This is a genomic window from Pseudomonas sp. B21-017 (assembly GCF_024749245.1).
Lineage (GTDB): Bacteria > Pseudomonadota > Gammaproteobacteria > Pseudomonadales > Pseudomonadaceae > Aquipseudomonas.
In genome coordinates, this window is sequence record NZ_CP087194.1 from 1568378 (window position 1) to 1592997 (window position 24620).

General features: G+C 59.7%; 23 protein-coding genes and 1 pseudogene. 13 read left to right on the forward strand and 11 right to left on the reverse strand.

What is annotated here, in order from left to right; genetic code table 11:
* Window positions 1-149: 149 nt before the first annotated feature.
* Window positions 150-3044 (reverse strand): ribonucleoside-diphosphate reductase subunit alpha, encoded by a 2895-nt coding sequence (locus LOY28_RS06865; protein WP_018926318.1) that lies wholly within the window; start codon window positions 3042-3044, stop codon window positions 150-152.
* A 738-nt stretch (window positions 3045-3782) separates the two neighbouring features.
* On the opposite strand from LOY28_RS06865, the gene LOY28_RS06870 reads away from it, so the two are divergent.
* Window positions 3783-4496 (forward strand): response regulator, encoded by a 714-nt coding sequence (locus tag LOY28_RS06870; RefSeq protein ID WP_086944557.1) that lies wholly within the window; start codon window positions 3783-3785, stop codon window positions 4494-4496.
* Window positions 4493-6103 carry an ATP-binding protein gene (locus tag LOY28_RS06875; protein WP_086944558.1) on the forward strand — a complete coding sequence of 537 codons (1611 nt, stop codon included), beginning with the start codon at window positions 4493-4495 and terminating at the stop codon, window positions 6101-6103. The genes LOY28_RS06870 and LOY28_RS06875 overlap by 4 nt, the downstream gene beginning before the upstream one ends.
* Before the next feature lie 23 nt (window positions 6104-6126).
* Here the strand turns inward: LOY28_RS06875 and LOY28_RS06880 are convergent, their stop codons facing one another.
* Together LOY28_RS06880 and LOY28_RS06885 are read right to left on the reverse strand one after the other, a co-directional pair.
* On the reverse strand, window positions 6127-6852 hold the full coding sequence (locus tag LOY28_RS06880; RefSeq protein WP_258613260.1) for a 4'-phosphopantetheinyl transferase: 726 nt from the start codon (window positions 6850-6852) through the stop codon (window positions 6127-6129).
* A gap of 198 nt (window positions 6853-7050) precedes the next feature.
* Window positions 7051-7842: a dienelactone hydrolase family protein gene (locus LOY28_RS06885; RefSeq protein ID WP_258613261.1), complete on the reverse strand. Its 792-nt coding sequence runs from the start codon at window positions 7840-7842 to the stop codon at window positions 7051-7053.
* Window positions 7843-7989: 147 nt separating this feature from the next.
* Here LOY28_RS06885 and LOY28_RS06890 point away from each other — a divergent pair, with 147 nt between their 5' ends.
* From LOY28_RS06890 to LOY28_RS06915, 6 genes and pseudogenes are all read left to right on the forward strand, one after another.
* On the forward strand, window positions 7990-8592 hold the full coding sequence (locus LOY28_RS06890; protein ID WP_019581238.1) for a membrane protein: 603 nt from the start codon (window positions 7990-7992) through the stop codon (window positions 8590-8592).
* Between the two features lie 92 nt (window positions 8593-8684).
* Window positions 8685-9362 (forward strand): response regulator transcription factor, encoded by a 678-nt coding sequence (locus tag LOY28_RS06895; RefSeq protein WP_018926312.1) that lies wholly within the window; start codon window positions 8685-8687, stop codon window positions 9360-9362.
* A complete protein-coding gene (locus LOY28_RS06900) occupies window positions 9359-10705 on the forward strand; it encodes an ATP-binding protein (protein ID WP_018926311.1) in 1347 nt (448 codons plus the stop codon). Before LOY28_RS06895 ends, LOY28_RS06900 begins: the two co-directional genes overlap by 4 nt.
* A 443-nt stretch (window positions 10706-11148) precedes the next feature.
* Window positions 11149-11517: a DUF6124 family protein gene (locus LOY28_RS06905; RefSeq protein ID WP_096480920.1), complete on the forward strand. Its 369-nt coding sequence runs from the start codon at window positions 11149-11151 to the stop codon at window positions 11515-11517.
* A gap of 208 nt (window positions 11518-11725) precedes the next feature.
* A complete protein-coding gene (locus LOY28_RS06910; RefSeq protein WP_258613262.1) occupies window positions 11726-13990 on the forward strand; it encodes a hypothetical protein in 2265 nt (754 codons plus the stop codon).
* A 71-nt stretch (window positions 13991-14061) separates the two neighbouring features.
* Window positions 14062-14244 (forward strand): annotated as a pseudogene (locus tag LOY28_RS06915) (DUF6124 family protein); the annotation flags it as partial.
* A gap of 188 nt (window positions 14245-14432) precedes the next feature.
* On the opposite strand, the gene LOY28_RS06920 reads toward LOY28_RS06915, so the two are convergent.
* The gene (locus tag LOY28_RS06920) at window positions 14433-15431 is read right to left on the reverse strand and encodes an AraC family transcriptional regulator (RefSeq protein ID WP_230139469.1); all 999 of its coding nucleotides are present in this window, start codon (window positions 15429-15431) and stop codon (window positions 14433-14435) included.
* 337 nt (window positions 15432-15768) lie between these two features.
* Between LOY28_RS06920 and LOY28_RS06925 the strand changes: the two genes are divergently transcribed.
* Both LOY28_RS06925 and LOY28_RS06930 read left to right on the forward strand, forming a co-directional pair.
* Window positions 15769-17103: a dicarboxylate/amino acid:cation symporter gene (locus LOY28_RS06925; protein WP_111455173.1), complete on the forward strand. Its 1335-nt coding sequence runs from the start codon at window positions 15769-15771 to the stop codon at window positions 17101-17103.
* 144 nt (window positions 17104-17247) lie between these two features.
* Window positions 17248-18429, forward strand: a complete 1182-nt coding sequence (locus LOY28_RS06930) for a CaiB/BaiF CoA-transferase family protein (protein WP_258613263.1) — start codon at window positions 17248-17250, stop codon at window positions 18427-18429.
* 24 nt (window positions 18430-18453) lie between these two features.
* On the opposite strand, the gene LOY28_RS06935 is transcribed toward LOY28_RS06930, so the two are convergent.
* Both LOY28_RS06935 and LOY28_RS06940 read right to left on the reverse strand, forming a co-directional pair.
* Window positions 18454-18948: a SprT family zinc-dependent metalloprotease gene (locus LOY28_RS06935; RefSeq protein WP_007937535.1), complete on the reverse strand. Its 495-nt coding sequence runs from the start codon at window positions 18946-18948 to the stop codon at window positions 18454-18456.
* A gap of 149 nt (window positions 18949-19097) precedes the next feature.
* Window positions 19098-19700 (reverse strand): Yip1 family protein, encoded by a 603-nt coding sequence (locus tag LOY28_RS06940; protein WP_018926304.1) that lies wholly within the window; start codon window positions 19698-19700, stop codon window positions 19098-19100.
* 431 nt (window positions 19701-20131) lie between these two features.
* On the opposite strand from LOY28_RS06940, the gene ttcA reads away from it, so the two are divergent.
* Entirely contained in the window at window positions 20132-20956 is an 825-nt protein-coding gene (gene ttcA, locus LOY28_RS06945) for a tRNA 2-thiocytidine(32) synthetase TtcA (protein ID WP_230139471.1), read from the forward strand.
* A 67-nt stretch (window positions 20957-21023) separates the two neighbouring features.
* Entirely contained in the window at window positions 21024-21698 is a 675-nt protein-coding gene (locus tag LOY28_RS06950; protein WP_007937540.1) for a DNA-3-methyladenine glycosylase I, read from the forward strand.
* Window positions 21699-21749: 51 nt separating this feature from the next.
* Here LOY28_RS06950 and LOY28_RS06955 read toward each other — a convergent pair whose 3' ends face one another.
* The 3 genes from LOY28_RS06955 to arsC are packed head-to-tail and all read right to left on the reverse strand — an operon-like array spanning window position 21750 to window position 23123.
* Window positions 21750-22175, reverse strand: coding sequence for a DUF2069 domain-containing protein (locus tag LOY28_RS06955; RefSeq protein WP_258613264.1), 426 nt, complete (start codon window positions 22173-22175; stop codon window positions 21750-21752).
* On the reverse strand, window positions 22168-22773 hold the full coding sequence (gene wrbA / locus LOY28_RS06960) for an NAD(P)H:quinone oxidoreductase (RefSeq protein WP_018926302.1): 606 nt from the start codon (window positions 22771-22773) through the stop codon (window positions 22168-22170). Before wrbA ends, LOY28_RS06955 begins: the two co-directional genes overlap by 8 nt.
* Window positions 22770-23123, reverse strand: coding sequence for an arsenate reductase (glutaredoxin) (gene arsC / locus LOY28_RS06965; protein ID WP_018926301.1), 354 nt, complete (start codon window positions 23121-23123; stop codon window positions 22770-22772). The genes wrbA and arsC overlap by 4 nt, the downstream gene beginning before the upstream one ends.
* Before the next feature lie 114 nt (window positions 23124-23237).
* Here arsC and LOY28_RS06970 point away from each other — a divergent pair, with 114 nt between their 5' ends.
* Window positions 23238-23705: a TlpA disulfide reductase family protein gene (locus LOY28_RS06970; protein ID WP_018926300.1), complete on the forward strand. Its 468-nt coding sequence runs from the start codon at window positions 23238-23240 to the stop codon at window positions 23703-23705.
* 69 nt (window positions 23706-23774) lie between these two features.
* On the opposite strand, the gene LOY28_RS06975 is transcribed toward LOY28_RS06970, so the two are convergent.
* Complete coding sequence (locus LOY28_RS06975) at window positions 23775-24179, reverse strand: META domain-containing protein (protein ID WP_007937547.1); 405 nt, start codon at window positions 24177-24179, stop codon at window positions 23775-23777.
* Window positions 24179-24613 (reverse strand): hypothetical protein, encoded by a 435-nt coding sequence (locus tag LOY28_RS06980; RefSeq protein ID WP_258613265.1) that lies wholly within the window; start codon window positions 24611-24613, stop codon window positions 24179-24181. The genes LOY28_RS06975 and LOY28_RS06980 overlap by 1 nt, the downstream gene beginning before the upstream one ends.
* Between the last annotated feature and the right edge of the window lie 7 nt (window positions 24614-24620).

Below are 24620 nucleotides of genomic sequence, written 5' to 3' on the forward strand. Positions count from 1 at the left end.
AATGCACTGCGGTTTTTCAGGTATTACGCGTCATCGTTCTTCGCGGGCAAGCCTCGCTCCTACAAGGCAGAGGCAAAAGAAAACCCCCGACCAGCCAGAGGCTCATCGGGGGTTTCAGGTAAGCGCCCTGGAGCGCCTACCGGCTCAGCTTATTGGCAAGCTTCGCAATCCGGCTCGTCGATGGCGCAGGCCTTCGGCACTGGAGCTGGACCGGCTGGGGCTGCCAGGACCGAGTCGTCACCGTGGTTGCCGCCGCTGGAAACAGCGTTCAGCTTACCGGTGTTGATGGTCGACTTCTCGGTGCTGGTCGCGGCCAGGGCACGGAGGTAGTAAGTGGTTTTCAGACCACGGTACCAGGCCATGCGGTAGGTCACGTCCAGTTTTTTGCCCGAAGCGCCGGCGATGTACAGGTTCAGCGACTGAGCCTGGTCGATCCACTTCTGACGACGGCTGGCGGCGTCGACGATCCACTTGGTGTCCACTTCGAAGGCCGTCGCGTAGAGCTCTTTGAGTTCTTGCGGGATGCGCTCGATCTGCTGCACCGAACCGTCGTAGTACTTCAGGTCGTTGATCATGACCGAGTCCCACAGGCCGCGAGCCTTCAGGTCGCGAACCAGGTACGGGTTGATCACGGTGAATTCGCCCGACAGGTTCGATTTCACATAGAGGTTCTGGTAGGTCGGTTCGATCGACTGCGACACGCCGGTGATGTTGGCGATGGTTGCGGTCGGTGCGATGGCCATGATGTTGGAGTTACGAATGCCTTTCTGCACACGGGCGCGAACCGGTGCCCAGTCCAGGGTTTCGTTCAGGTCAACGTCGATGTACTTCTGGCCACGCTGCTCGATCAGGATCTGTTGCGAATCCAGCGGCAGGATGCCTTTGGACCACAGCGAACCCTGGAACGTCTCGTAGGCGCCACGCTCGTCAGCCAGGTCGCAGGAAGCCTGGATCGCGTAGTAGCTGACCGCTTCCATCGACTTGTCGGCGAATTCGACGGCAGCGTCGGAACCGTAAGGGATGTGCTGCAGGTACAGAGCGTCCTGGAAGCCCATGATGCCCAGACCGACCGGACGGTGCTTGAAGTTGGAGTTCTTCGCTTGCGGCACCGAGTAGTAGTTGATGTCGATCACGTTATCGAGCATGCGCACGGCGGTGTTCACGGTGCGTTGCAGCTTGGCGGTGTCCAGCTTGCCGTCGACGATGTGGTTCGGCAGGTTGATCGAGCCCAGGTTGCAAACGGCGATCTCGTCCTTGTTGGTGTTCAAGGTGATCTCGGTGCACAGGTTCGAGCTGTGAACCACGCCCACGTGCTGCTGCGGGCTGCGCAGGTTGCACGGGTCTTTGAAGGTCAGCCATGGGTGGCCGGTTTCAAACAGCATGGACAGCATTTTGCGCCACAGGTCTTTGGCCTGAATGGTCTTGAACAGCTTGACCTTGCCCGGGTACTCGGTCAGGGCTTCGTAGTACTCGTAACGCTCTTCGAAGGCCTTGCCGGTCAGGTCGTGCAGGTCCGGTACTTCGGACGGCGAGAACAGGGTCCACTTGCCGTCATCGAAGACACGCTTCATGAACAGGTCAGGGATCCAGTTGGCGGTGTTCATGTCGTGGGTACGACGACGGTCATCACCGGTGTTCTTACGCAGTTCGATGAACTCTTCGATGTCCATGTGCCAGGTTTCCAGGTAGGCACAGACAGCGCCTTTGCGCTTGCCACCCTGGTTAACGGCGACGGCGGTGTCGTTCACCACTTTCAGGAACGGCACGACGCCCTGGGATTTGCCGTTGGTGCCCTTGATGTACGAACCCAGCGCCCGAACCGGGGTCCAGTCGTTGCCCAGGCCGCCTGCGAATTTCGACAACATGGCGTTGTCGTGGATCGCGTGGTAAATGCCCGACAGGTCATCCGGCACGGTGGTCAGGTAGCAGCTCGACAGCTGTGGACGCAGGGTACCGGCGTTGAACAGGGTCGGGGTCGAGGACATGTAGTCGAAGGACGACAACAGGTTGTAGAACTCGATCGCACGGTCTTCTTTCTGCTTCTCTTCGATCGCCAGGCCCATGGCCACGCGCATGAAGAAAATCTGTGGCAGTTCGAAGCGGATACCGTCCTTGTGAATGAAGTAACGGTCGTACAGGGTTTGCAGGCCCAGGTACGTGAACTGCTGATCGCGCTCGTGGTTGATCGCCTTGCCGAGTTTTTCCAGGTCGAAGGACGCCAGAACCGGGTTCAGCAATTCGAATTCGATACCTTTGGCGATGTATGCAGGCAGTGCCTTGGCATACAGGTCGACCATTTCGTGGTGGGTCGCGCTGTCGGCGACACCGAGGAAGCCCAGGCCTTCGGCACGCAGGGTGTCCATCAGCAGGCGGGCGGTCACGAACGAGTAGTTCGGCTCACGCTCGACCAGCGTACGGGCGGTCATCACCAGGGCGGTGTTGACGTCGGTCAGGGCCACGCCGTCGTACAGGTTTTTCAGGGTTTCGCGCTGGATCAGCTCGCCGTCGACTTCTTCCAGGCCTTCGCACGCTTCGGTAACGATGGTGTTCAGACGACCCATGTCCAGCGGTGCGAGGCTGCCATCGGCGCGGGTGATGCGGATCGATGGGTGAGCGTTGACGGCTTCTTCGGCAGGGGAGTGCGCTGCGCGCTCTTTGGCGCGGGAGTCACGGTAGATCACATAGTCGCGGGCGACTTTCTGCTCGCCGGCACGCATCAGGGCCAGTTCGACCTGGTCCTGGATTTCTTCGATGTGGATGGTGCCGCCCGAAGGCATGCGACGCTTGAAAGTCGCGGTGACTTGTTCGGTCAGGCGGGCAACGGTGTCGTGGATTCGCGACGAAGCGGCAGCGGTGCCGCCCTCAACTGCGAGAAACGCTTTGGTGATGGCGACGGTGATCTTGTCATCGGTGTAAGGGACGACAGTGCCGTTACGCTTGATCACGCGCAGTTGGCCAGGCGCGGTGGCGGACAGATCCGAATTCGAATCGGCGGCCTGCGGCAAGGTGCCTTGCGGGTTCTCGCGAGTTGTGTCGGTTTGCATGGGGGGTTGTCTCCACATTCTCTATGTTTGTTTGGGCACCATCACGGTGCCCACCGTTCTGTCCTGAAGCACTACAACCGGCGAGGGCCGGGCATACCAACTTCGGGACAGATCAGGAAGGGGGCTATTGGGCGCCGCTTCCATGCCGAAGTCTTTGGTGTCACGCCTTGGGCCTGAAACCGAATTCCGTTTTGAGTGGCAGTAAATGACTGCAACACCCGTACCGTTATCGCCGTTTCGGGCTTAAAAACAGTAGCCATCCGCACACGCGGTTTGGTCTTTCGAAAATACGTTTGGTTCAACCGGAAAGAGGCAATAAAAGCGCTTGAAATCGGTGTCCGGTTTGTGTTTGGTTTTTGGCGTAAAACCCTACATGTAGGGTTTTTTTTGCGCCGAGGTACAAGATAATGCGTTTTGGAGGGTGTTGCAACGTACTACCTGTGGATAAACCTGTGCGTAAATTGTGTGTGAAAGAGGGAACGGGCGTGTAGGCCGCGACCTAGCTGGAGCCGACCATTTTTCACTGATTTTCAGCGACAGAAAACAGTCATCCGGATTTTTAAGGGCGCGAACCCTATCACAAAAAACCGTTGTGTCCGAACGCATTTACCGGCTTGTGTTCCAGACGTGTGGCGTTTATACAATCGGCCCATGCAGATGCATTCTTATCCTCCCCAATCATTACAAAAAGACGGGTGGATCCTTCCTTATTGATGGTGTTGGCAAGCAGAGGTCATCGTGGAGCAAGAAGCCTGGCAGGTATTGATTGTCGAGGACGACCAGCGTCTGGCCGAACTGACCCGCGATTACCTGGAAGCCAATGGCCTGCGAGTATCGATCGAGGGTAATGGCGCCCTGGCCGCAGCACGCATCATCAAGGAGAAACCGGACCTGGTGATTCTCGACCTGATGCTCCCCGGCGAAGATGGCTTGAGCATTTGCCGCAAGATTCGCGACCGCTATGACGGGCCGATCCTGATGCTCACCGCGCGCACCGATGACACCGATCAGATTCTTGGCCTGGACCTGGGCGCCGACGACTACGTCTGCAAACCGGTGCGTCCGCGTTTATTGCTGGCGCGCATCCAGGCTCTGCTGCGGCGCAGTGAAACCCCTGAAGTCCCCCAGGAAAAACAACGGCGCCTGCAGTTCGGCCCATTGGTGGTGGACAACGCATTGCGCGAAGCCTGGCTGCATGACAAAGGCATCGAATTGACCAGTGCCGAGTTCGATCTGCTCTGGCTGCTGGTGGCCAATGCCGGGCGTATTCTGTCCCGCGAAGAAATATTCACCGCGCTGCGCGGTATCGGTTATGACGGCCAGGACCGCTCGATCGACGTGCGCATCTCGCGCATCCGCCCCAAGATCGGCGATGACCCGGACCATCCGCGGCTGATCAAGACCGTCCGCAGCAAAGGCTATTTGTTCGTGCCGGAAGCCTGCACCCTGTGAACTCGATCTTCCTGCGTATTTATGGCGGCATGTGCGCGGCGCTGATTCTGGTGGCCGTACTCGGCGTGCTGGCGTTGCACCTGCTTAACCAGGTGCGCAGCGAGCAGTACCGCGAGCGCCTGGCCCACGGCACCTTCTCGCTGATGGCCGATAACCTGCAACCGATGAACGAAACCGAGCGCCATCGGGCGTTGCTGTTGTGGGAGCGCTTGCTCGGGATTCCGCTGGCGCTGAAGACGTTCCCCCAGACCGACCTCGACCTGACCCAGCGCACCCGCGTGTTGCACGGCCAGGCCCTGGTGGAGCAGACCGGTCCGCATGCGGCGAAGGTTTATCGCCTGGTCAGCGAAAAGGAGCAGTTGGTGCTCACCGGTGAAGTCCAGCAGATCAGCGAGCAACTGGCGCGGGCGACCATCTACCTGCTGGCCGATGAACTGGTGCGCTACCCGGTGGCCGAGCAGCCCAAGCGTCTGGAGCAGTTAAAGGAAGATAAGGGTTTCGGCTTCGATCTGCGGCTGGTGACGGTCGATGAAGCCGACATGGACGAAGACCAGAGCCGCCGCGTGTCAGAAGGCGACACGGTGATGGCGCTGGGCAAGGGCGGCGATTCGATCCGGGTGTTTGCCGGCATGGTCGGTACGCCGTGGGTGTTGGAAATCGGCCCGCTGTATCAGATGAATCCTTACCCGCCCGAGTGGCTGGTGCTGATCGCGGCCCTTGGCCTGAGCCTGATCGGTTTGATTGTCTATCTGTTGGTGCGGCAACTGGAGCGTCGTTTGCGCGGTCTGGAAGCCGCCGCCACGCGAATTGCCAAGGGCAGCCTGGAAACCCGCGTACCGGCCCGTGGCGCCGACTCGGTGGGGCGGCTGGCCTCGGCGTTCAACGGCATGGCCGAGCACTTGCAGCAATTGTTGGCGATTCAGCGAGAACTGGTGCGTGCCGTGTCCCACGAATTGCGCACACCGGTGGCGCGCCTGCGCTTTGGCCTGGAGATGATCGGCTCGGCCACCACGCCTGAGGCGCTGGAGAAATACCGCGAGGGCATGGACCACGACATCGAAGACCTCGATCGACTGGTCGACGAGATGCTCACCTATGCGCGGCTGGAGCAGGGCTCGCCGGCGCTGAATTTCCAGCGGATCGATCTGGATGCATTGGTCAATCAGGTGATCGAGGAACTGGCGCCGTTGCGCGCCGAGGTCACGGTACAGCGCGGCTTGTGCCTGTCGGCCGCCGATTGCGACGGCGCCTGGGTTGAAGCCGAGCCGCGCTACTTGCACCGGGCGTTGCAGAACCTGGTGAGCAACGCCATGCGCCATGCCCATTCACGGGTGACCGTCAGCTATCAGGTGGGGCAGCAGCGCTGTCGGGTGGATGTCGAGGATGACGGGCCGGGCGTGCCGGAAACCGCGTGGGAGAAAATCTTCACCCCGTTCCTGCGCCTCGACGACAGCCGCACCCGCGCTTCGGGTGGTCATGGGCTGGGGTTGTCGATCGTGCGGCGGATCATCCATTGGCACGACGGGCGAGCGCTGATCAGCAAGAGCAAAAGCCTGGGCGGGGCGTGTTTCAGTTTGAGCTGGCCGAGGAATCAGGAGCGGCGTTGAGGTTGGGCACGTGACAGGGGGCTTCAGGCCTTGATACTGACCAGACTCAACAACTGCCCATCCATCACCGCAAACTGCGCGTCCAGTTCGGTGCCGCTGCGCCACTCACTGGACAGGTCGGTCAGCAACCGCAACCGCACTTCACCGCCCTCGCTCCACTCCAGCACTTCGGCGTGTTCGAAATAGAAGCGCTTTTGGACGATCGGGTAGAGCGCCTTGAACAGGCTTTCCTTCACCGAAAACGTCAGCGTCACCACCATCGCCAACTGATCGCGAGCCCCGGCGGCCATGCGCCGCAACTCAGGCCCGGTGAGAATCTCTCCGGCCAGGCGTTCGGCCCGTTCTGCGTCGAGCAGGTTTTCCAGGTCCATCCCCAAACCGCGCCAATGGGCCTTGTTCGCGACAATCGCCGCGGCCCGGCCGGTGCTGTGGGTGATCGAACCGGTGATATGCGCTGGCCACACCGGTGCGCGGTCTTCACCAATGGCCGGAATGAAGCTCAGCCCTTCCAGCTGTTGCAACGCGGCCCGAGCGCAAATCCGCCCGGCGAGAAACTCGGCCTGACGCTTGGCCACCGAGCGCTGGATGCTCGCGGGCGGCTCGATGGCGCTGCGCTGGAAATCATCGCTGGCCAATTGCTTGGTATCGAAGTGAGTGCCCAGCAGGACCGTATCGGGCAGCACAAACGGCAGCGGCCAATGGGCGTCGAGCGGGGTGCAGTAGGCGGGTAGGGCGGGGACGGGATTCATGACGGGCATTTTGCCGGGTTGCCTTGAGGCTGGGTAGTGGCAGCAGGGCTTTTGTGGTGAGGGAGCTTGCTCCCGCTCGGCTGCGTAGCAGTCGTAAAGGCGGCAAACGCGTTGTACCTGACGAAATACGGTTGCAGGTTTTGGGGCTGCTTCGCAGCCCAACGGGGGCAAGCCCCCTCGCCACAGAGGTCTATCTGATCAGCCAAAGATCTTCTTGAAAAACGCCTGCATGTCCGCCCACGACTTCTCATCGGCGGCCTTGTTGTAACCAATGTCCGGCCCGCCATGATCGCCATGGCTCAGACGATCCGCATCAGGGTTGCTGAAGCCATGCTTGGCGCCTTCGAGGCTGACAAATTTATAGTCGGCACCGGCCTTGTCCATTTCCGTCTTGAACGCCGTCACGTTTTCCGCTGTGACCATGCTGTCCAGGGCGCCATGCTCCACCAGGATTTTCGCCTTCACACTGCCAGGCACCGCCGGCGTATTGGTCGCCAGTGCACCGTGGAAACTCACCACGCCCGCCAGCGGCAAGCCCTGACGAGCGGCATTCAGCACCACTGCGCCACCGAAGCAATAGCCGATGGCCGCCAGTTTGGCCGGATCGGTCTGTGGCTGTTTCTTCAGCAAATCGAGCCCGGCCTGAAACCGCGCGCTGGCTGCTGCGCTGTCCTTTGTCGCGGCTTGCATGAACGCCATGGCGTCCTTGGGGTGTTCGGTGTTCTTGCCGTCGCCATACATGTCGATCGCCAGCGCGCTGTAGCCCAGACCGGCCAGATCGCGGGCGCGTCGCTTGGCGTAGTCGTTGAGCCCCCACCATTCATGTACCACCACCACACCCGGACGCGGACCTCTAATGGCGTCGTCGTAGGCGTAATAGCCAATCAGCTTGGTGCCATCGGCACTCTGATAGGGAATTTCCTGGGTCTTGATGGCGGCCTGGCTGACCCCGCTCACGGCCAGTAATACAAGGGCGAGCAACACACGCATGGCTGAATCTCCTTATAAACAAACGTCAAGACAGCGTAGTCGATTTGATTCAGCCCAGGTTCAGAGTGCGTTCAGGGGCTGTACAGGGTGAGGTCAGTAACCTTGCCCCGTACCCAAAAAGCACATAGCGCATGAGGAAATTCCCCAATGACTACTTTGAAAAAACTGCTGCTGGCTTTCACCGTGATGGGCGCCAGTGTTGCCGCCCATGCCGACACCACCAATTTCGCCGGCCTGACCTTTGGCCAGACCAGCGACAAAGTTAAAAAATCCAGTGCCCTGAACGACAACCTCAACCACCCTAACGCCGACGGTGTGATCGGCAAGGACAACACCTGGGGTTTGCGTGTGGGCCAGCAAGACAGCCAGGGCCGCTACTACGCCACTTACGACAACGTGTCGGGCTCGCATAATGGCATTAAACTGCGTCAGGAAAACCTGCTGGGCAGCTACGATCTGTTTTACCCAGTGGGTGGCAGCACCAAACTGTTCGGCGGTGCCACGGCCGGTTTGACCAAAATGACCCAGGAATCGCCAGGCTTCAGCCGCGACAGCGACATCGGTTACGCCATTGGCGGCCAGGTCGGTGTGTTGCAGCAAGTTACGCAAAACACCTCGGTCGAGCTGGGTTACCGTTACCTGCGTAGCAACGCCAGCACCGAGATGAGCGAGCGCGGCGGCAGCAAACAGGGTTCGCTGGACTTGACCAGTAGCGCCCAGACGTACTTGTCCGCCAACTACGCTTTCTAAACAGCGTTTGGTTGCCAGTCAGTTAAGCCTCGCAACCTGTGGGAGCAGGCTTAACTGACCTTTGGAGATGTTGATTTGCCCCGGAGAGCCTTATGAAATTGCTGGTTGTCGAAGATGAAGCGCTGTTGCGCCATCACCTGCAGACCCGTTTGACGGACAGCGGCCACGTGGTCGAGGCCGTGGCCAACGCCATCGATGCGTTGCATCAGGCCGAGCAGTTCAACCATGACCTGGCGGTGATCGACCTCGGTCTGCCGGGCATGGGCGGGCTCGACCTGATTCGTCAGCTGCGCTCCCAAGGCAAGACGTTTCCGATCCTGATCCTCACCGCGCGCGGCAACTGGCAAGACAAGGTCGAAGGCCTCGCCGCCGGTGCCGACGACTACGTGGTCAAGCCGTTCCAGTTCGAAGAGCTGGACGCCCGGCTCAATGCCTTGCTGCGTCGCTCCAGCGGTTTCACCCAGTCGACCATCGTCGCCGGTCCCTTGCTGTTGGACCTCAATCGCAAACAGGCGTCCCTCGATGACCAGCCGCTGGCGCTGACCGCCTACGAATACCGGATCCTCGAATACCTGATGCGCCATCACCAGCAAGTGGTGGCCAAGGACCGCTTGATGGAGCAGCTCTACCCGGATGACGACGAGCGCGATCCAAATGTGATCGAAGTGCTGGTCGGCCGCTTGCGTCGCAAACTCGAAGGCCCGGCCGGGTTCAAGCCGATCGATACCGTGCGTGGCCTCGGCTACCTGTTCAATGAGCGCTGCACTTGATTCGTTCCCTTCGTGTCCGCTTGATGCTCGCCGCCACCACCCTGGCGGTGTTGTTCATGCTGGCGTTACTGCCGGCGATGCAGGGCGCGTTCAGCCTGGCGTTGCAGGACTCCATCGAGCAGCGCCTGGCGTCGGACGTCACCACGCTGATCTCCGCCGCCCGGGTGGATAACAACCGCTTGCAAATGCCGGCGCAGTTGCCCGATGAGCGTTTCAACCTCGCCGACAGCCGATTGCTCGGCTACATCTATGACCGCGAAGGTCACCTGGTCTGGCGCTCGAAGGCCACCCAGGAAGAGAACATCAACTACAAGCCGCGTTACGACGGACGCGGCAACGAGTTCGCGAGGATTCGCGAGGCCAATGGTGAAGAGTTTTTCGTCTATGACGTCGAGGTCAAGCTGCTCGGCGGCAAAAGCGCGGCGTTCAGCATCGTCGCGCTGCAACCGGTGCGCGAATACGAAGCCACCCTCGAAGGCCTGCGGGAAAACCTCTACCTGGGCTTCGGTGCCGCGCTGCTGGTGTTGCTCGTTTTGCTCTGGGTTGGCCTGACCTGGGGCTTGCAGGCGTTGAGCCGACTGAGCCAGGAGCTGGACCAGATCGAAAGCGGCACCCGCGAAAGCCTCAGCGAACAACACCCGCGTGAACTGCTGCGCCTGACCGGCTCGCTCAACCGTTTGCTGCACAGCGAGCGTGAACAGCGCAGCCGTTACCGCGACTCCCTCGACGACCTGGCCCACAGCCTGAAAACCCCGCTGGCGGTGTTGCAAGGGGTCAGCGAAGACATGGCGCAAAAGCCGCAAGAGCGCGATCAGGCCTGGGTGCTGCAAACCCAGATCGAACGCATGAGCCAGCAGATCAGCTATCAACTGCAACGGGCCAGCCTGCGCAAAAGTGGTCTGGTGCGCCATCAGGTACGCCTGCGCCCGGTGCTGCAAAGCCTCTGCGACACCCTGGACAAGGTCTACCGCGACAAACGCGTGCGGGTCGCCTTCGATCTGCCGGATCAGTGCTACGTACCGATCGAGCAGGGCGCCTTGCTGGAAATGATGGGCAACCTGCTGGAAAACGCCTATCGCCTGTGCCTGAACGAAGTACGCATCAGCGTGCGCGAAACCCTCAGTAGCATTGAGCTTTGCATTGAAGACGATGGCCCCGGTGTACCACCGGACCAACGCGCACGGATTCTCGAGCGCGGCGAGCGGCTGGACCGCCAGCATCCGGGGCAGGGGATTGGCTTGGCGGTGGTCAAGGACATCATCGAAAGCTACAGCGCCAAGCTGACGCTGGGGGATTCGCCGATGGGCGGCGCGGCGTTCCGGATTCATTTTCCGGTGGTTTGATGTAGGGGCTTGGCCGAAAAGATCGCAGCCTCGTTGCACTCGACAGCTCCTACAGGGATTTGCGTCCACCTGTAGGAGCTGTCGAGTGCAACGAGGCTGCGATCTTTTGATTTTAAACGTGGATGTTTAAAAGACATCTCCAGACACTCACCCAGGCTACACATCCTTGCGCCGCTGCCTACGACTACGCCAGAATCCGCCGGCTAGTGCGCCTTGAGGCCGGCCTATATCGTTTCCGGGTCGCTGACCAATCAGTGATCGGGTCTCGCAGCCCGTGTATCTCTAGACGCACAACATCCTCCGTTCATGTTATGGCGGCTGTACGTGGGAGACCTTCGGGTCTGCCGGTTCTAGAGTCCCGGTCTGCGACCCGCGTATAGCTGCCACCTTCTTTCGTCTCGCAGCGAACAGTGGCGGCTCCATGACTCTAGGAGGCTTTATCCATGTTCAAACCAACACCTAATCCACCAGCACCCGACGACGTCTCCCCCTACGAATCCCTCGATTCCAAAAAACTCCACGAAGCCGCCGACCGCGCCCTCGACCACTACCTCAAACCACCCACTCCCAAAGACACCAAGCGCAAACCCAGCACCATTTACCATGTCGGTGCGAAGGTCGATAACGAAACCCTGCTGGTCAACGCCTGCGAATCCCTGGCATCAGCCAGCGTGATGCTCAGTGAGTTCGCCGGGTTAATGGACATGCCACATCGCAACATGATGTTGGGGATTCAATCGGTGGTCATGCTCGGTGAGTTGGCTGTCAATCGAGTGCTGGATAACCTCGATCCGCAGAATACCGCTGGTTAGTCGACGGTATCTACTCCTCACAGGAAACGGCCTTCGCGGGCCGTTTTTTGGGCTTAAAAGATCAACCAATGCCCCCCCACTTGTCGACCGTTCGTCTTAATACGGTCTCTACCTGTTATTTCTGACAGTAGTCATGGGCTTTGCTCAAGTGTCTGATTGTGCTGATCCGGTCGCGCTCGCGGCCCCTGTCGACGACTAGAGGTGTCCCATGACGGTCAATCAAACAAACCTTGGTGTGCTGGCGCTTTCACCCGTGAAATTTGCGGGGGCGATACCTGGCGTTATCGTCGATCCGCCGCCGCCTGTCGACGTGCCGGTGGAGGGCCTGCCGCAAGCAAGTTTCAGGGAGGTCGTCAAAAGGGACGGCAGTCGGGAAGGGGCGGTTCAGGCTGTGGTCGATCCGCCGTTTCTTGAGGGTTATCTCAACATTGCGCTGTACGTGAAGGGGCCTCGGGATACTCAGCCGCAGTTGATCGAGCGCAAACCGGTGGCCCCGGCCGATCAGAACGATCCTGTGTATTTCAACGTCTTCCAGTCGCTTCTGAATGACGGCGTGCATGTTTTCACTTACGAGGTGGAACGCACCAGCGGCAACAGTGGCCCATCAACCGAGTCATGGGCGCTTTATCACCGCGACCTTCCCGGCGGGAATCACGTTCCCGGTACAGGGGCTCATCCCCATCTGGACATCAGCCCGCCGCCCGAACTGGGCAATCCGCCTCAGATCGGCAAGGACGAGGTGGATAAAGGTGTACGTCTCACGTTGCGCTATCCGTTCATGAACGCCTATGACGTCATCACCCTGGAGCTTAATCGCGAGCGTTTCACCTTCACGGTGCAACCCGGTGAGGAAGGCAAACCGTACGTGATCGTCATCACGCGGGCGATGTTCGAACGGGCCGGTAGTCACCCGGAGTTTGCGATCTCCTACACCGTGGTTTCCCAGGTGAACAACCCGACCGACAAGCGGCGTTGGTCGCGCACGATCAAGGCCAATGTCGATACGGAGCGCGTCACGCTGACGGCTCCGGATCTGAGCGAGAACCCGGATGATCCCTCCGATGACCCGAGCACCATTGATCTGGGCAAGGTGAAGGACTTTCTGTACGTGCTGGTCCATGTGTTTTCGCCACTCTGGATGGCCGGCGATATCGTTCGAGTGAGTTACGCATGTACGCCAGAGACTGGGCCGGTGGTGAGGCACAGTGCAGAAGCCACGGTCAGTCGACTGCCTTTTATTCAAAAATTGCCGGTACCGGTGGCCAAGATTCTTCTGGATAGCCAGGTGTCCGTGACTTATGAGCAGATCAGGGGAGGCAAGGTCATTGGTGTTTCCAAAGTGGCCGAGGCGCAGGTCATTGGCGAAGGCGCGATCAAACTGAATCCTCCAACGCTGGTCGGCACTGCCAGGCCCCTCGATCCTTTTGAGCTGGCCACCCTGCGCGTCGAGTATCTGGACGCCCGTGCCGGGGACAAGGCTCAGTTGATCGAAATCAACCCGCCGACCGGTGCCACGCCATTTCCAGCGGTGGCTTTCAACACGAACAAGCGGACGAACACTGTCCTGACCCAGGCATTTCTTGCGGAGCGGCAAGGGAGCCAACTGAGGTTTCGCTGGTTGTTGATTCGGGGTGGCAAGGCGATTGCCCGGTCAGGGGCGTTGTTGGTGACTGTTGCACGGATTGAGGACGGCGATGCCCGTTTGCCGGTAGCGGAAATTCTGCAGGCGAAGGCGGGTGGACTAAATCTCGATGATTTTGAGGTCGACGCTACCTTCCGACTTCTCCCATGGGTATCTATAGCGATCGGGCAGAGCATTAATGTAACGGTCGTGGATAGAAATCATGCACCGCTTCCGGTTTTGCAGAACCACCGTATAACAGAACAGGACGTGACAAACGGATTGACCCAGGCAATATCGCGTCCATGGCTCGATGCGTTATTTGATAATGCCGAAATAACACTCAAGGTCGAGGTAACAGTCGGCGGTCATACCGTTGTCTTCAAGGACGTTAACTACATCGTCAGCCTTAGATCGTATGCCGGCTCTGAAGACTTCGAAAGTTCACCTCTGATTGGTTTTAACCCCGGCTCCGTACATAAGTTTGCAAGTGGAATAACGCTAAAGTCACTGGGCGGAATTGTTCATTTGACGAATGTTCATACCACCGACAGAAACTACACGTCGCTACTCGGACGCGTCACGCTGAACATGCTAGGCACGGTTGAAATCACCCTTCCGGGTTTAGCCAGTCATGTCAGCTTTTTGTTCGTTTCGCACCAGTTGCACGAAGAGAATGCAGTCGTTTATATGGATGAACGAGGCAATGTCATTGGCACGATGCCATTGCCTTATACGAGTCTCTACCAATACGCCCATGTCAGTTTCAGTGCGCCGGGCAAGAGCAGAATAAAATCAATCATTATTCGTAATAGAGATGACATGTACGTCGACAAATTCGAGGTGAGGTAGATAAGGCACTTCGGTGCGCCGGGTTCTAGAGTCCTGGTCTGCTAACCAGGGTACAGCTGCCACCTCTTTTTGATAACGAAACCCTGCTGGTCAACGCCTGCGAATCCCGGGCGTCAGCCAGCGGGATGCTCTGTGAGTTCGCCGGGCTGATGGACATGCCCCATCGCAACATGATGTTGGGGATTCAATCGGTGGTCATGCTCGGTGAGCTGGCCGTCAACCGGGTGCTGGATAACCTCGATCCACAAGGCTGACGAAAGTCTGTGGTGAGAGCACTTATTGTGGCGAGGGAGCTTGCTCCCGCTCGGCTGCGAAGCAGTCGCAAAACCTGAGTTTGCGGTGTGTCTGAAAAACCGTGATTGCCGGGTTTGGGGTCGCTTCGCAACCCAGCGGGAGCAAGCTCCCTCGCCACAACAGCATGGCTGCCTGCAAAGTTGTGAAATCAGTTCTCCTGCGCCCGATAAGCCCCCGGCGTCAACCCCGTCCACTTCTTGAACGCCCGATGAAACGCCGAAGGTTCGGAAAACCCCAACTGCTCGGCAATCTGTTGCAACGATAGATCCGCCCGCCCCAGGTGATAAATCGCGATGTCCCGGCGTAACTGATCCTTCAATTCCTGAAAACTCGTGCCTTCCTCACGCAAATGCCGACGCAAGGTTTGCGGGCTGATGTGCAGGTGCGCCGCCACTGCTTCCAGGTCCAGCCAGCGTGCACTGTCGCGGCTGAGCAAGCGCCGCAATTGGCTGCTCAGGCTGTCGCCTTCGTCGGGGCGTGACAGCAGGTCGGCGGGGGAGCGCTCGAGAAAGTGCTTGAGGGTTCGTTCGTCCTGCAACAGCGGCATGTTCAGGTAGCGGCTGTGGAACAGCAGGCTACTCTGAGTAGTATCGAACGTTAGCGGGCAGGAAAACAGCAAGTCGTATTCGGCCCCGTGCTCGGGCCTCGGGTAGCTGAATGTGGCGTGCTCCAGACGAATGCGCTGGCCGATCAGCCAGCTGCCGAACCGATGCCAGATCACCAGCAGGCTTTCGCTGAGGAAGTGGTCCGGGTCCCACAGCGGCGAATCGTCGAGGCTCAGGCGAATCATCTCGCCTTCGCGGCTCAAGGTCAGACGCGGCGCCCCGGGAAACAGGCTGTAAAACAACAGGCCGCGATTGAGTGCTTTCTCCAGCGTGCGGCAGTGGATCACCGCGTGGCACATCATCGCGAAGCTGCCGGGTTTGCTCGGGGCCTGCCCGAAGCCCAGGTATTCGTCGTCCAGGGCCAGCCACAATCCCTGGATCAACCGGGTGAACTGTTCCGGCGCGATTCGGGCGCGCGGTTCTTCAAGCAACTCGGGGCTGATCCCCAGTTGCTGCAGCAGGCTCGAATAGTCGTAGCCACGTCGGCGTGCGCCGCCGAGGGCGGCACGGGCGAAATGGCTGGCGATGGTGCGTTCACGCATGGGGCAGGTCCGTCCACTGAGCAATGGATGGTAGCGGTGCCCATCGACGATGAACAAGGCGGATATCCGCCAAATTACAGGACGAGGTCAGGCGGGTTGGCGGAAATCCGCCACATAGTTGTAACTGGTTGGTGACCAAAAGAAACCTGTAACCCTTGATGTCAAAAGGCTCGCAGGCTTTTTGGCGAATGTGGCACGGGCCTTGCGATACAACCAGCAGATGCCTGCCGTTGCGCAGCTCGACAAAACAAATCCCTCCAGTGCAGGAGGGTTCGCAATTGAAGTGTCTTGGGCAACAGATGGATGTTGTCACCGGGCGCTCTTGAGGAACTTTGCAATGACGACTCGTCAGCCACTGTACAAATCCCTGTATTTCCAGGTGATCGTTGCCATCGCCATCGGCATCCTGCTCGGTCACTTCTACCCGCAGACCGGTGTAGCCCTCAAGCCGTTGGGTGACGGGTTCATCAAACTGATCAAAATGATCATCGCTCCCATCATTTTCTGCACCGTCGTCAGCGGTATCGCGGGCATGCAGAACATGAAGTCGGTCGGCAAGACCGGCGGTTACGCGCTGCTCTACTTCGAAATCGTTTCGACCATTGCACTGCTGGTCGGTCTGGTGGTGGTCAACATCGTGCAGCCGGGTAACGGCATGCACATCGATGTCACCACGCTGGATGCCTCCAAAATCGCTACCTATGTGGCTGCCGGTGCGGATCAAAGCGTCGTTGGCTTCCTGCTTAACGTCATCCCGACCACCATCATTGGTGCGTTCGCCACGGGCGATATCCTGCAAGTACTGATGTTCTCGGTGATCTTCGGTTTCGCCCTGCATCGCCTGGGTGCCTACGGCAAGCCGATCCTGGACTTCATCGACCGTTTCGCCCACGTGATGTTCAACATCATCAACATGATCATGAAGCTCGCGCCGCTCGGTGCCTTGGGTGCCATGGCGTTCACCATCGGTGCTTATGGCGTTGGCTCGCTGGTGCAACTCGGTCAATTGATGGCCTGCTTCTACATCACCTGCCTGCTGTTCATTCTGGTGGTGCTGGGTGGTATTGCTCGTGCTCACGGCTTCAGCGTTCTGAAAGTGATCCGCTACATCCGTGAAGAGCTGTTGATCGTGCTGGGTACTTCCTCTTCGGAGTCGGTACTGCCACGCATGCTGATCAAAATGGAGCGTCTGGGGGCGCAGAAATCCGTGGTAGGTCTGGTGATCCCGACCGGCTACTCGTTCAACCTCGACGGTACGGCGATCTACCTGACCATGGCGGCAGTGTTCATTGCTCAGGCCACCGACACCCACATGGACATCACTCACCAGATCACTCTGCTGGTGGTGTTGCTGCTGTCCTCCAAAGGCGCTGCCGGCGTGACCGGTAGTGGCTTCATCGTACTGGCCGCTACCTTGTCCGCTGTTGGCCACCTGCCGGTTGCCGGCCTGGCGCTGATCCTGGGTATCGACCGTTTCATGTCCGAAGCCCGCGCGTTGACCAACCTGATCGGTAACGCGGTTGCCACCATTGTTGTGGCCAAGTGGGTCAAGGAATTGGACACCGACGTGCTGCAATCCGAGCTGGCCTCGGGCGGTCGCGGCATTGCCGACGAGCCTAAAGATGATGTTTTGGGCCACGTCGAAGGGGCAACCCCGACGAACGCCAAGTAAGCCTTGTTGTAAATGAAAAACCCGCTTCGGCGGGTTTTTTGTTGCCTGCGATTTGAGCGTAACGGTCAGTGTCACTGGCACATAAGGTGATTGCTGCAATGTCCCGGGCTGCCTAGGCTTGGGGGACTGCACTGGAGAACGCTCATGCTCGGTCCACTGGCATCACTCAAGGTTCTGGATTTCTCGACATTGCTGCCGGGGCCGTTCGCCTCGTTGCTGTTGGCGGACATGGGCGCCGAGGTGCTGCGCATCGAATCGCCGACCCGCACGGATTTGCTGCGGGTGCTGCCGCCCCATGATCAGGGGGTGTCGGCCAGCCACGCGTACCTCAATCGCAACAAGCGCAGCCTGGCGCTGGACCTCAAGCAGCCCGAGGCGCTGGAAGTGATCAAGCAATTGCTTGCGGACTACGACATTGTGCTGGAGCAGTTCCGCCCTGGCGTGATGGAACGGCTGGGCCTGGGGTATGAAGCCTTGAAGGCGATCAATCCACGGTTGATTTATGTGTCGATCACCGGCTATGGCCAGACCGGCCCTTACAAGGACCGCGCCGGCCACGACATCAACTACCTGGCGCTGGCGGGCCTTTCGAGCTACACCGGCCGCGCCGACAGCGGCCCGTTGCCGTTGGGTATGCAGGTGGCAGATGTCGCGGGCGGTTCGTTGCATGGGGTGATCGGGCTGCTGGCAGCGGTGATCGCGCGGCAGCAGACCGGGCAGGGACAGCATCTGGATGTGAGCATGACTGACTGTGCCTTCAGCCTGAACGCCATGGCCGGTGCCGGCTACCTGGCCTGCGGCGTTGAGCCGGGCAGGGAAGAGCAGATGCTCAACGGCGGCAGCTTCTACGATTACTACCGGTCGCGCGATGGCCGCTGGTTGTCGGTGGGCAGTCTGGAACCGGGGTTCATGCAGCAATTGTGCACGGTGCTCGGCCGTCCGGAACTGGCGGCCGAGGGACTGTCGTCCGACCCCGCCCGGCAACGGGCGCTCAAGGACGCGCTGAACATTGAATTCGAAAAACACGACTTTGCCTGGCTGTGTGAGCTATTTGCCGGGGCCGATGCGTGTGTCGAGCCGGTGTTGAGCCTGGGCGAAGCGGTCGGGCATCCGCAGTTGCAGGCGCGGGAACTGGTGGCTGAGGTGCCGCGGGGCGATGGCTCGACCCAGGCGCAGATGGCCTGTCCGTTGAAGTTTTCAGCGGGGTTGCCTGAGCCGCGGCACATAGGCGCCCGGCTGGGGCAGCATACGGATCAGGTGTTGGGGGAGTTGGGGTTTAGTGTTGAGCGGATTGAAGCGTTGCGGCGGGCCAAGGTAGTTGTCTAGCGTCTGTCCCGGCCGAAACTCAACTTATTCGACCCGCATCTCCCCGCTGAACACCAACGTACTGCGACAGCGCCGGCACAAATACCGCCGCCCCTGGCGCACCAGGCTATGACGCTGGGCCGAAAACGGGAAATCGCTGTCGGCGCAGGGGCATTTGTAGATGTAGCGGGTCACGCTGCGACGTTTGACGTCATAGGTGTGGCAGCGGTTGGGCGGCAGTTCGTAGACGCCGCGCATGATCAGTTGCCACTCTTCGCCGTGGGGCTGGATGCGGTCGCCGAACAGTTGATGGGCGATCAGGTGCGCGACTTCGTGCGCCACGGTCTGCTTGAGGAAGTCTTCGGTGTTTTCCCGGTACAGCTGCGGGTTGAAGCGCAGCAGGTTCTCGTGCAAATGCGCGACACCGGCTTTTTGCCCGCGCAGCTTGAGGCTCACCACAGGGCGTTTGAAAGGTCGTTTGAAAAAGGATTCGGCTTGCAGGAAACAGTCTTCGACGCGGGTATTGAGTTGCTCGGGCATGCTTGATGGATCTCCAAGGATGTCGAGTATGCCGCAACCCCGAGGGCTTGCGAATCGCTCAGGCGCCGAATGGTCGTTGCTCGCATTAGAAGGCCGCCTTGCGGCGGCCTGTAGTGGCGGAGCGTGTTTTTTATGTCGGCGCTTGTTTGTCAGTTGGTATAGACCGGTCCCACGCCAAGGCCCCAGACAATCACGGTAAACGCCATGATGGCTACCAGCACCACCAATCCTACGGCGAGCACCGAGCTCGAAAACAGGAAGCCCTCGTCCGATGGAATATTCATGAACGTTGGTAGCCCTACATACAGCAGGTACACCGTGTAGCAGACAGCCGCGGTGCCGACGATCATCCCCAGCCACAAGTGCGGGTACAGCGCCGCCAGGCCGCCGACGAACAGTGGGGTGGCGGTGTACGTGGCGAATGCGATACAGCGCGCCAGGCTCGGGTTGGCGTCATAGGTACGGGCCATCCAGTGAATGAAGGCGCCCATCACCGCGACACCGCCGAGCATTGCCAGGTACGACATGATGGTCATCCATAGCGCGCTTTCCATAGTCAGCATGACCGGCGCTCGGTTACCGATGACCCAGCCGACTTGCGTAGTGCCGATAAACGCCGATATGGCAGGGATCGCCGCCAGAATCAGGGTGTGCGTCAGGTACATGTGGCTGATGCTTTCTTCCTCGTCGCCACGGATTTCTTTCCATTCCTGGTCAGGGTGGGTAAAGAGTCCCACTACGTGATGGATCATGCCAGTCACTCCTCTTGTTGTTGCCATCGCCCCCCAGCGGAGCGCTTACAGGCCAAAGTGGCCAGGTAAGAACAGGTCTGAATACGCGTGCGACCTTATGTCGCAGTATAGAAAGGAGTTACTTGCAATAGTGCGAGGGCTTTAGAGCAAATCGCGCTGTAAACAAACCTGTTAATCGCCGCAAGGTCTGTGCCGAATGGAACCTGTGGCGAGGGAGCTTGCTCCCGCTGGGGCGCGAAGCGGCCCCAAAACAGTCCACCCTGTTGTGTCAGGCAAACCGCGGCGGCAGGTTTTGCGACTGCTGCGCAGCCGAGCGGGAGCAAGCTCCCTCGCCACAGGGGTATGCTCAAGTCATATAAGTGCAGGCTTCGCCCCGCCAGGGTTTTTGCGTAAAATGCCGGCCTTTCGTCACACCTCACGGATTTCGCGTCATGGGCACTCTTACGGTCAACCAGAACAAACTGCAAAAGCGCCTTCGCCGCCAGGCCGGTGAGGCTGTTGCCGATTTCAACATGATTGAAGACGGCGACAAGGTCATGGTCTGCCTGTCCGGTGGCAAGGACAGCTACACCATGCTCGACGTGCTGATGCATTTGCAGAAAGTCGCCCCGATCAAGTTCGAGATCGTCGCCGTGAACATGGACCAGAAGCAGCCAGGCTTCCCCGAGCACGTGCTGCCGGCTTACCTCAAAGAGCTGGGCATCGAGTACCACATCGTCGAGAAAGACACCTACTCGGTGGTCAAGGAGCTGATCCCGGAAGGCAAGACCACTTGCTCGCTGTGCTCGCGCCTGCGTCGCGGCACGCTGTACACCTTTGCCGACGAAATCGGCGCGACCAAAATGGCCCTCGGTCACCACCGTGACGACATCGTCGAGACGTTCTTCCTGAACATGTTCTTCAACGGTTCGCTCAAGGCCATGCCACCAAAGCTGCGCGCCGACGACGGGCGCAACGTGGTGATTCGCCCGCTGGCCTACTGCAACGAAAAAGACATCCAGGCCTACTCGGACTTCAAGCAATTCCCGATCATCCCGTGCAACCTCTGCGGCTCCCAGGAAAACCTGCAACGCCAGGTGGTTAAAGAGATGCTGCAGGAGTGGGAACGCAAGACCCCGGGCCGCACCGAGAGCATTTTCCGCAGCCTGCAGAACGTGATCCCGTCGCAACTGGCGGACCGCAACCTGTTCGACTTCACCAACCTGCGTATCGACGAAAGCGCCGCATCGCGGTTCGTCAACGTAGTGAACCTCTGACGGTTCAAGTCACTCAGACACACGGCGCTCGCGGGCGCCGTTTTCATTTCATCCCGTAGGAGAGGGCATGCGCGATTACAAGTGGCTGCACGAATACTGTCTGAACCGCTTCGGTTCGGCGGCTGAACTGGAAGCCCATCTGCCGGTTCCCAAGACCCCGGCGCAATTGCGCAAGATCAGCGACGACCGCTACCTCTCGACCATGGCGTTGCGGGTATTCCGTGCCGGGCTCAAGCACAGCCTGGTGGATGCCAAGTGGCCGGCGTTCGAAGAAGTGTTCTTCAAGTTCGACCCGGAAAAAGTCGTGCTGATGAGCGCCGAACATCTGGAGCGCTTGATGCAGGACGCGCGAATCATCCGCCACCTGGGCAAGCTCAAGAGTGTGCCGCGCAATGCGCAGTTCATTCTGGACGTGGCCCATGAGAAGGGTAGTTTCGGTGCGTTGATCGCCGACTGGCCGGTAACCGATATCGTCGGCTTGTGGACCTACCTGAAAAAACACGGCCATCAGTTGGGCGGGTTATCCGCACCGCGATTCTTGCGGATGGTCGGCAAGGACACCTTCGTGCCGAGCTACGACGTGGTGGCAGCGCTGAATGCACAGCAGATCATCGATAAGGTGCCGAGCAGTTTGCGCGACCTGGCCACGGTGCAGAATGCGTTCAACCAATGGCACGAAGAGAGTGGTGGACGGCCGATGAGCCAGATTTCGATGATGCTGGCGTATACCGTTAACCACTGACGAAGATGATCATTCCCACGCAGAGCGTGGGAATGATCACGGTGGGGGCCGTCAGGCGACGGAAATCTCGCCTTCCCCCGCCAACTTGCGGTTCAACTGGTACCGCCACCGCACATACAGCATCGCCGAGCAGAACACCGCCAGGCTCGCGCCCATCTCCAGCAAACCGAACAGCTGCCGGTTCGGGTCATAGGCGGCCAATGCGCCCTTGATGAAATACAGATTCACCACAAAACACATCCACGAATGCCCACGGGCACTGCCGACGATCATTCCCGGTGCCAGCAACAGCAGCGGCACCAGTTCGATCAGCAGAATCACCCACGGCCGCGCGCCATGCAGGTCGGCGAACACCAGGTAGTAGGCGCAAAGCAGCCCCGCCAGGCCGAAAAAGCACAGCAGGCTGATGATGCGCATCGCCCGTACACGCGGTTCGAGCCATTCGATGGCGGGCAGAACCTTAGGCTTCTTAGCCACGATGGCTCTCCAGTTTCTGCGCAGTCTTCGCCAGGCGCAGGCCCAAGGCACGGCACAATGCGACTTCATGTTCGTTCAAACCGCTTTTGCCATCGGCCCCGGCGTGATGACTGGCGCCGTAAGGCGTGCCGCCGCCACGGGTTTCCAGCAGCGCCGATTCACTGTAAGGCAGGCCGGTGATCAACATGCCGTGGTGCAGCAACGGCAGCATCATCGACAGCAGTGTGGTTTCCTGGCCGCCGTGCAGGCTGGCGGTCGAGGTGAAGACTCCGGCCGGTTTGCCCACCAGGGCGCCGGTCAGCCACAGGTTGCTGGTGCCGTCGAGGAAGTATTTCAGCGGTGCGGCCATGTTGCCGAAGCGGGTCGGGCTGCCCAGGGCCAGGCCGGCGCAGTTCTTCAAATCGTCGAGGCTGGCGTACAGCGCGCCTTCATCGGGAATGTCCGGCGCCACGGCTTCGCATTCAGTGGAGATCGCCGGCACCGTGCGCAACCTGGCTTCAAGGCCGGCCTGCTCGACACCGCGGGCAATCTGCCGGGCCATTTCATTGGTCGAGCCGCTGCGGCTGTAATACAGCACCAGAATGTACGGCGCGCTCACGGCAGCAACTCCAGTACATTCTCCGGCGGACGGCCGATGATGGCTTTGTCGCCGACTTCGAGAATCGGCCGCTCCATGAGTTTCGGGTGTGCGGCGATGGCGGCGATCAATTGCGCTTCGCTCAAGCTGCTGTCGGCCAGGTTGAGGGTTTTGTACTCGTCCTCGCCGGTGCGCAGCAATTGCCGGGCGCTGATGCCGAGTTTGCTCAACAGGCTCTGGATTTGCGCGGCGTCCAGTGGTGTTTCCAGGTAGCGGACGACCGTTGGCGTCAGGCCACGGGCTTCGATGAGTTCGAGCGCACCGCGGGATTTCGAGCAGCGCGGGTTGTGATAAAGCGTCAGATCGGTCATGTGCGGGTCGCTTCTTGCGTAAAGTGGCGGCTATTCTAACTGTGCGGCGCGTAATCCAGAACCTTGGGAGGCGATGGGTCGCAGGTGCATTCTATTTTTGACAAGGATTGAGACATGACAAGGCGACTGGCAGCAGCATTGGCGATCATGGGGGCGTTATTGCTGGGGGGCTGTGGCAACGACTATGGCATCGACCAGAATGGTCACAAGGTCGCCGCCGAGCGTCTGGATAAACAATGGCTGGTGCTCAATTACTGGGCCGAGTGGTGCAGCCCGTGCCGGACCGAAATCCCACAGCTGAATGTGTTGGCCGAGCAGCTCCAGGGCAAGAAGATCGGCGTGTTCGGGGTCAACTTCGACAATGTGCAGGGCGAAGAGCTCAAAGGCGCCAGTGAGAAACTGGGGATCAAGTTCACCGTGCTGGCCCAGGATCCGGCCGACCTTTTCGAATTGCCGCGCAGTGAGGCGCTGCCAGTGACTTACATCATTGATAACAAGGGCAAGGTGCGGGAACAGTTGATGGGCGAGCAGACGGCGGCGGGGGTGATGGCGAAGCTTGAGGCGTTGCAGGCGACCAACTGACCGAGCACCGCCTGTGGCGAGGGGGCTTGCCCCCTCGCCACAAGTCACTTGGCTACAAACGAGGGGCAATCACCCCTCTTCAAGCCACCAACGCAATGGCTTGCCTTCGGCCGGCCAGAAGCGCATCTGGTCAATCGGTGAGACATCCCAGCGCTGGACGTTTTCCAGCGCCTGCAGGAAGCGTTTTTCCTGTTCCATCAACGCCGGCGCGCAGAGTTTGCGGGTACTGCCGATCTTGCCGAAGCTGAGCTTTTCACCTTCCAGGGAATACGGCGCGAACCAGTGGTTGCAGCCGCCGTTACCGTAGGCCCGACCGTCGTCACCGAGCGTGATGGTCAGGTGGCTGTAGTCCATCAGCGGACGTTCGCCGATCCACTCCAGAATGTAACTGCGGTTCTGTTGCAACTTTACCGGCTCGGCGGCGCAGCCCAGCAGGCTGGCACCGACCATCGTGGTCAGAGCAAGGCGTTTCATCACGCAGGCTCCTGGCACTTCGGGCACAGGTGTTTTTCGCCGTCTGCGGTCCAGCCCAGCTCGGCAATCCGTACGGTGGCGGCCGGTTTTTCAGCCTTGTTGCCCAGCTTGGCGTCGACCGCGAACTCGAAGCTCAGCTCTTTGGCGCAGCTGTCGCAGTTGACTTTCCAGGTGTGGATCGCCAGTTCGCCGAACACCGGACCACTGGCCACCGCGACCCATTGGCCGGGCGGGTTGATCAGGTGGCGAACCGTTTCGACGGTCAGGCGCATGGACAAGTCCTTGCTGCCTTTGAGGGTCACTACCAGCACGTCGTTATTGCGAATCGAACCGCCGTTGCCGGTGACTTGATAACGCCCCGGCACCAGGGCGCGGCATTCGGTGAGGGTGTGTTGCGGGTTCATCAGGCTGTAGCGGAAATCGTGTTCGACCATGGGTCCT

Excerpts from the sequence above, each read along its gene's own strand:
- LOY28_RS06890 (WP_019581238.1), top strand. The coding sequence starts at position 7,990 with ATGACTACTTTGAAAAAACTGCTGCTGGCTTTCACCGTGATGGGCGCC.
- arsC (WP_018926301.1), bottom strand. The coding sequence starts at position 23,123 with ATGACCGATCTGACGCTTTATCACAACCCGCGCTGCTCGAAATCCCGC.
- LOY28_RS06910 (WP_258613262.1), top strand. The coding sequence starts at position 11,726 with ATGACGGTCAATCAAACAAACCTTGGTGTGCTGGCGCTTTCACCCGTG.
- LOY28_RS06905 (WP_096480920.1), top strand. The coding sequence starts at position 11,149 with ATGTTCAAACCAACACCTAATCCACCAGCACCCGACGACGTCTCCCCC.
- LOY28_RS06930 (WP_258613263.1), top strand. The coding sequence starts at position 17,248 with ATGCTCGGTCCACTGGCATCACTCAAGGTTCTGGATTTCTCGACATTG.
- LOY28_RS06865 (WP_018926318.1), bottom strand. The coding sequence starts at position 3,044 with ATGCAAACCGACACAACTCGCGAGAACCCGCAAGGCACCTTGCCGCAG.
- LOY28_RS06980 (WP_258613265.1), bottom strand. The coding sequence starts at position 24,613 with ATGGTCGAACACGATTTCCGCTACAGCCTGATGAACCCGCAACACACC.
- ttcA (WP_230139471.1), top strand. The coding sequence starts at position 20,132 with ATGGGCACTCTTACGGTCAACCAGAACAAACTGCAAAAGCGCCTTCGC.
- LOY28_RS06950 (WP_007937540.1), top strand. The coding sequence starts at position 21,024 with ATGCGCGATTACAAGTGGCTGCACGAATACTGTCTGAACCGCTTCGGT.
- LOY28_RS06920 (WP_230139469.1), bottom strand. The coding sequence starts at position 15,431 with ATGCGTGAACGCACCATCGCCAGCCATTTCGCCCGTGCCGCCCTCGGC.
- LOY28_RS06970 (WP_018926300.1), top strand. The coding sequence starts at position 23,238 with ATGACAAGGCGACTGGCAGCAGCATTGGCGATCATGGGGGCGTTATTG.
- LOY28_RS06935 (WP_007937535.1), bottom strand. The coding sequence starts at position 18,948 with ATGCCCGAGCAACTCAATACCCGCGTCGAAGACTGTTTCCTGCAAGCC.
- LOY28_RS06940 (WP_018926304.1), bottom strand. The coding sequence starts at position 19,700 with ATGATCCATCACGTAGTGGGACTCTTTACCCACCCTGACCAGGAATGG.
- LOY28_RS06880 (WP_258613260.1), bottom strand. The coding sequence starts at position 6,852 with ATGAATCCCGTCCCCGCCCTACCCGCCTACTGCACCCCGCTCGACGCC.
- LOY28_RS06895 (WP_018926312.1), top strand. The coding sequence starts at position 8,685 with ATGAAATTGCTGGTTGTCGAAGATGAAGCGCTGTTGCGCCATCACCTG.
- LOY28_RS06925 (WP_111455173.1), top strand. The coding sequence starts at position 15,769 with ATGACGACTCGTCAGCCACTGTACAAATCCCTGTATTTCCAGGTGATC.
- LOY28_RS06885 (WP_258613261.1), bottom strand. The coding sequence starts at position 7,842 with ATGCGTGTGTTGCTCGCCCTTGTATTACTGGCCGTGAGCGGGGTCAGC.
- LOY28_RS06975 (WP_007937547.1), bottom strand. The coding sequence starts at position 24,179 with ATGAAACGCCTTGCTCTGACCACGATGGTCGGTGCCAGCCTGCTGGGC.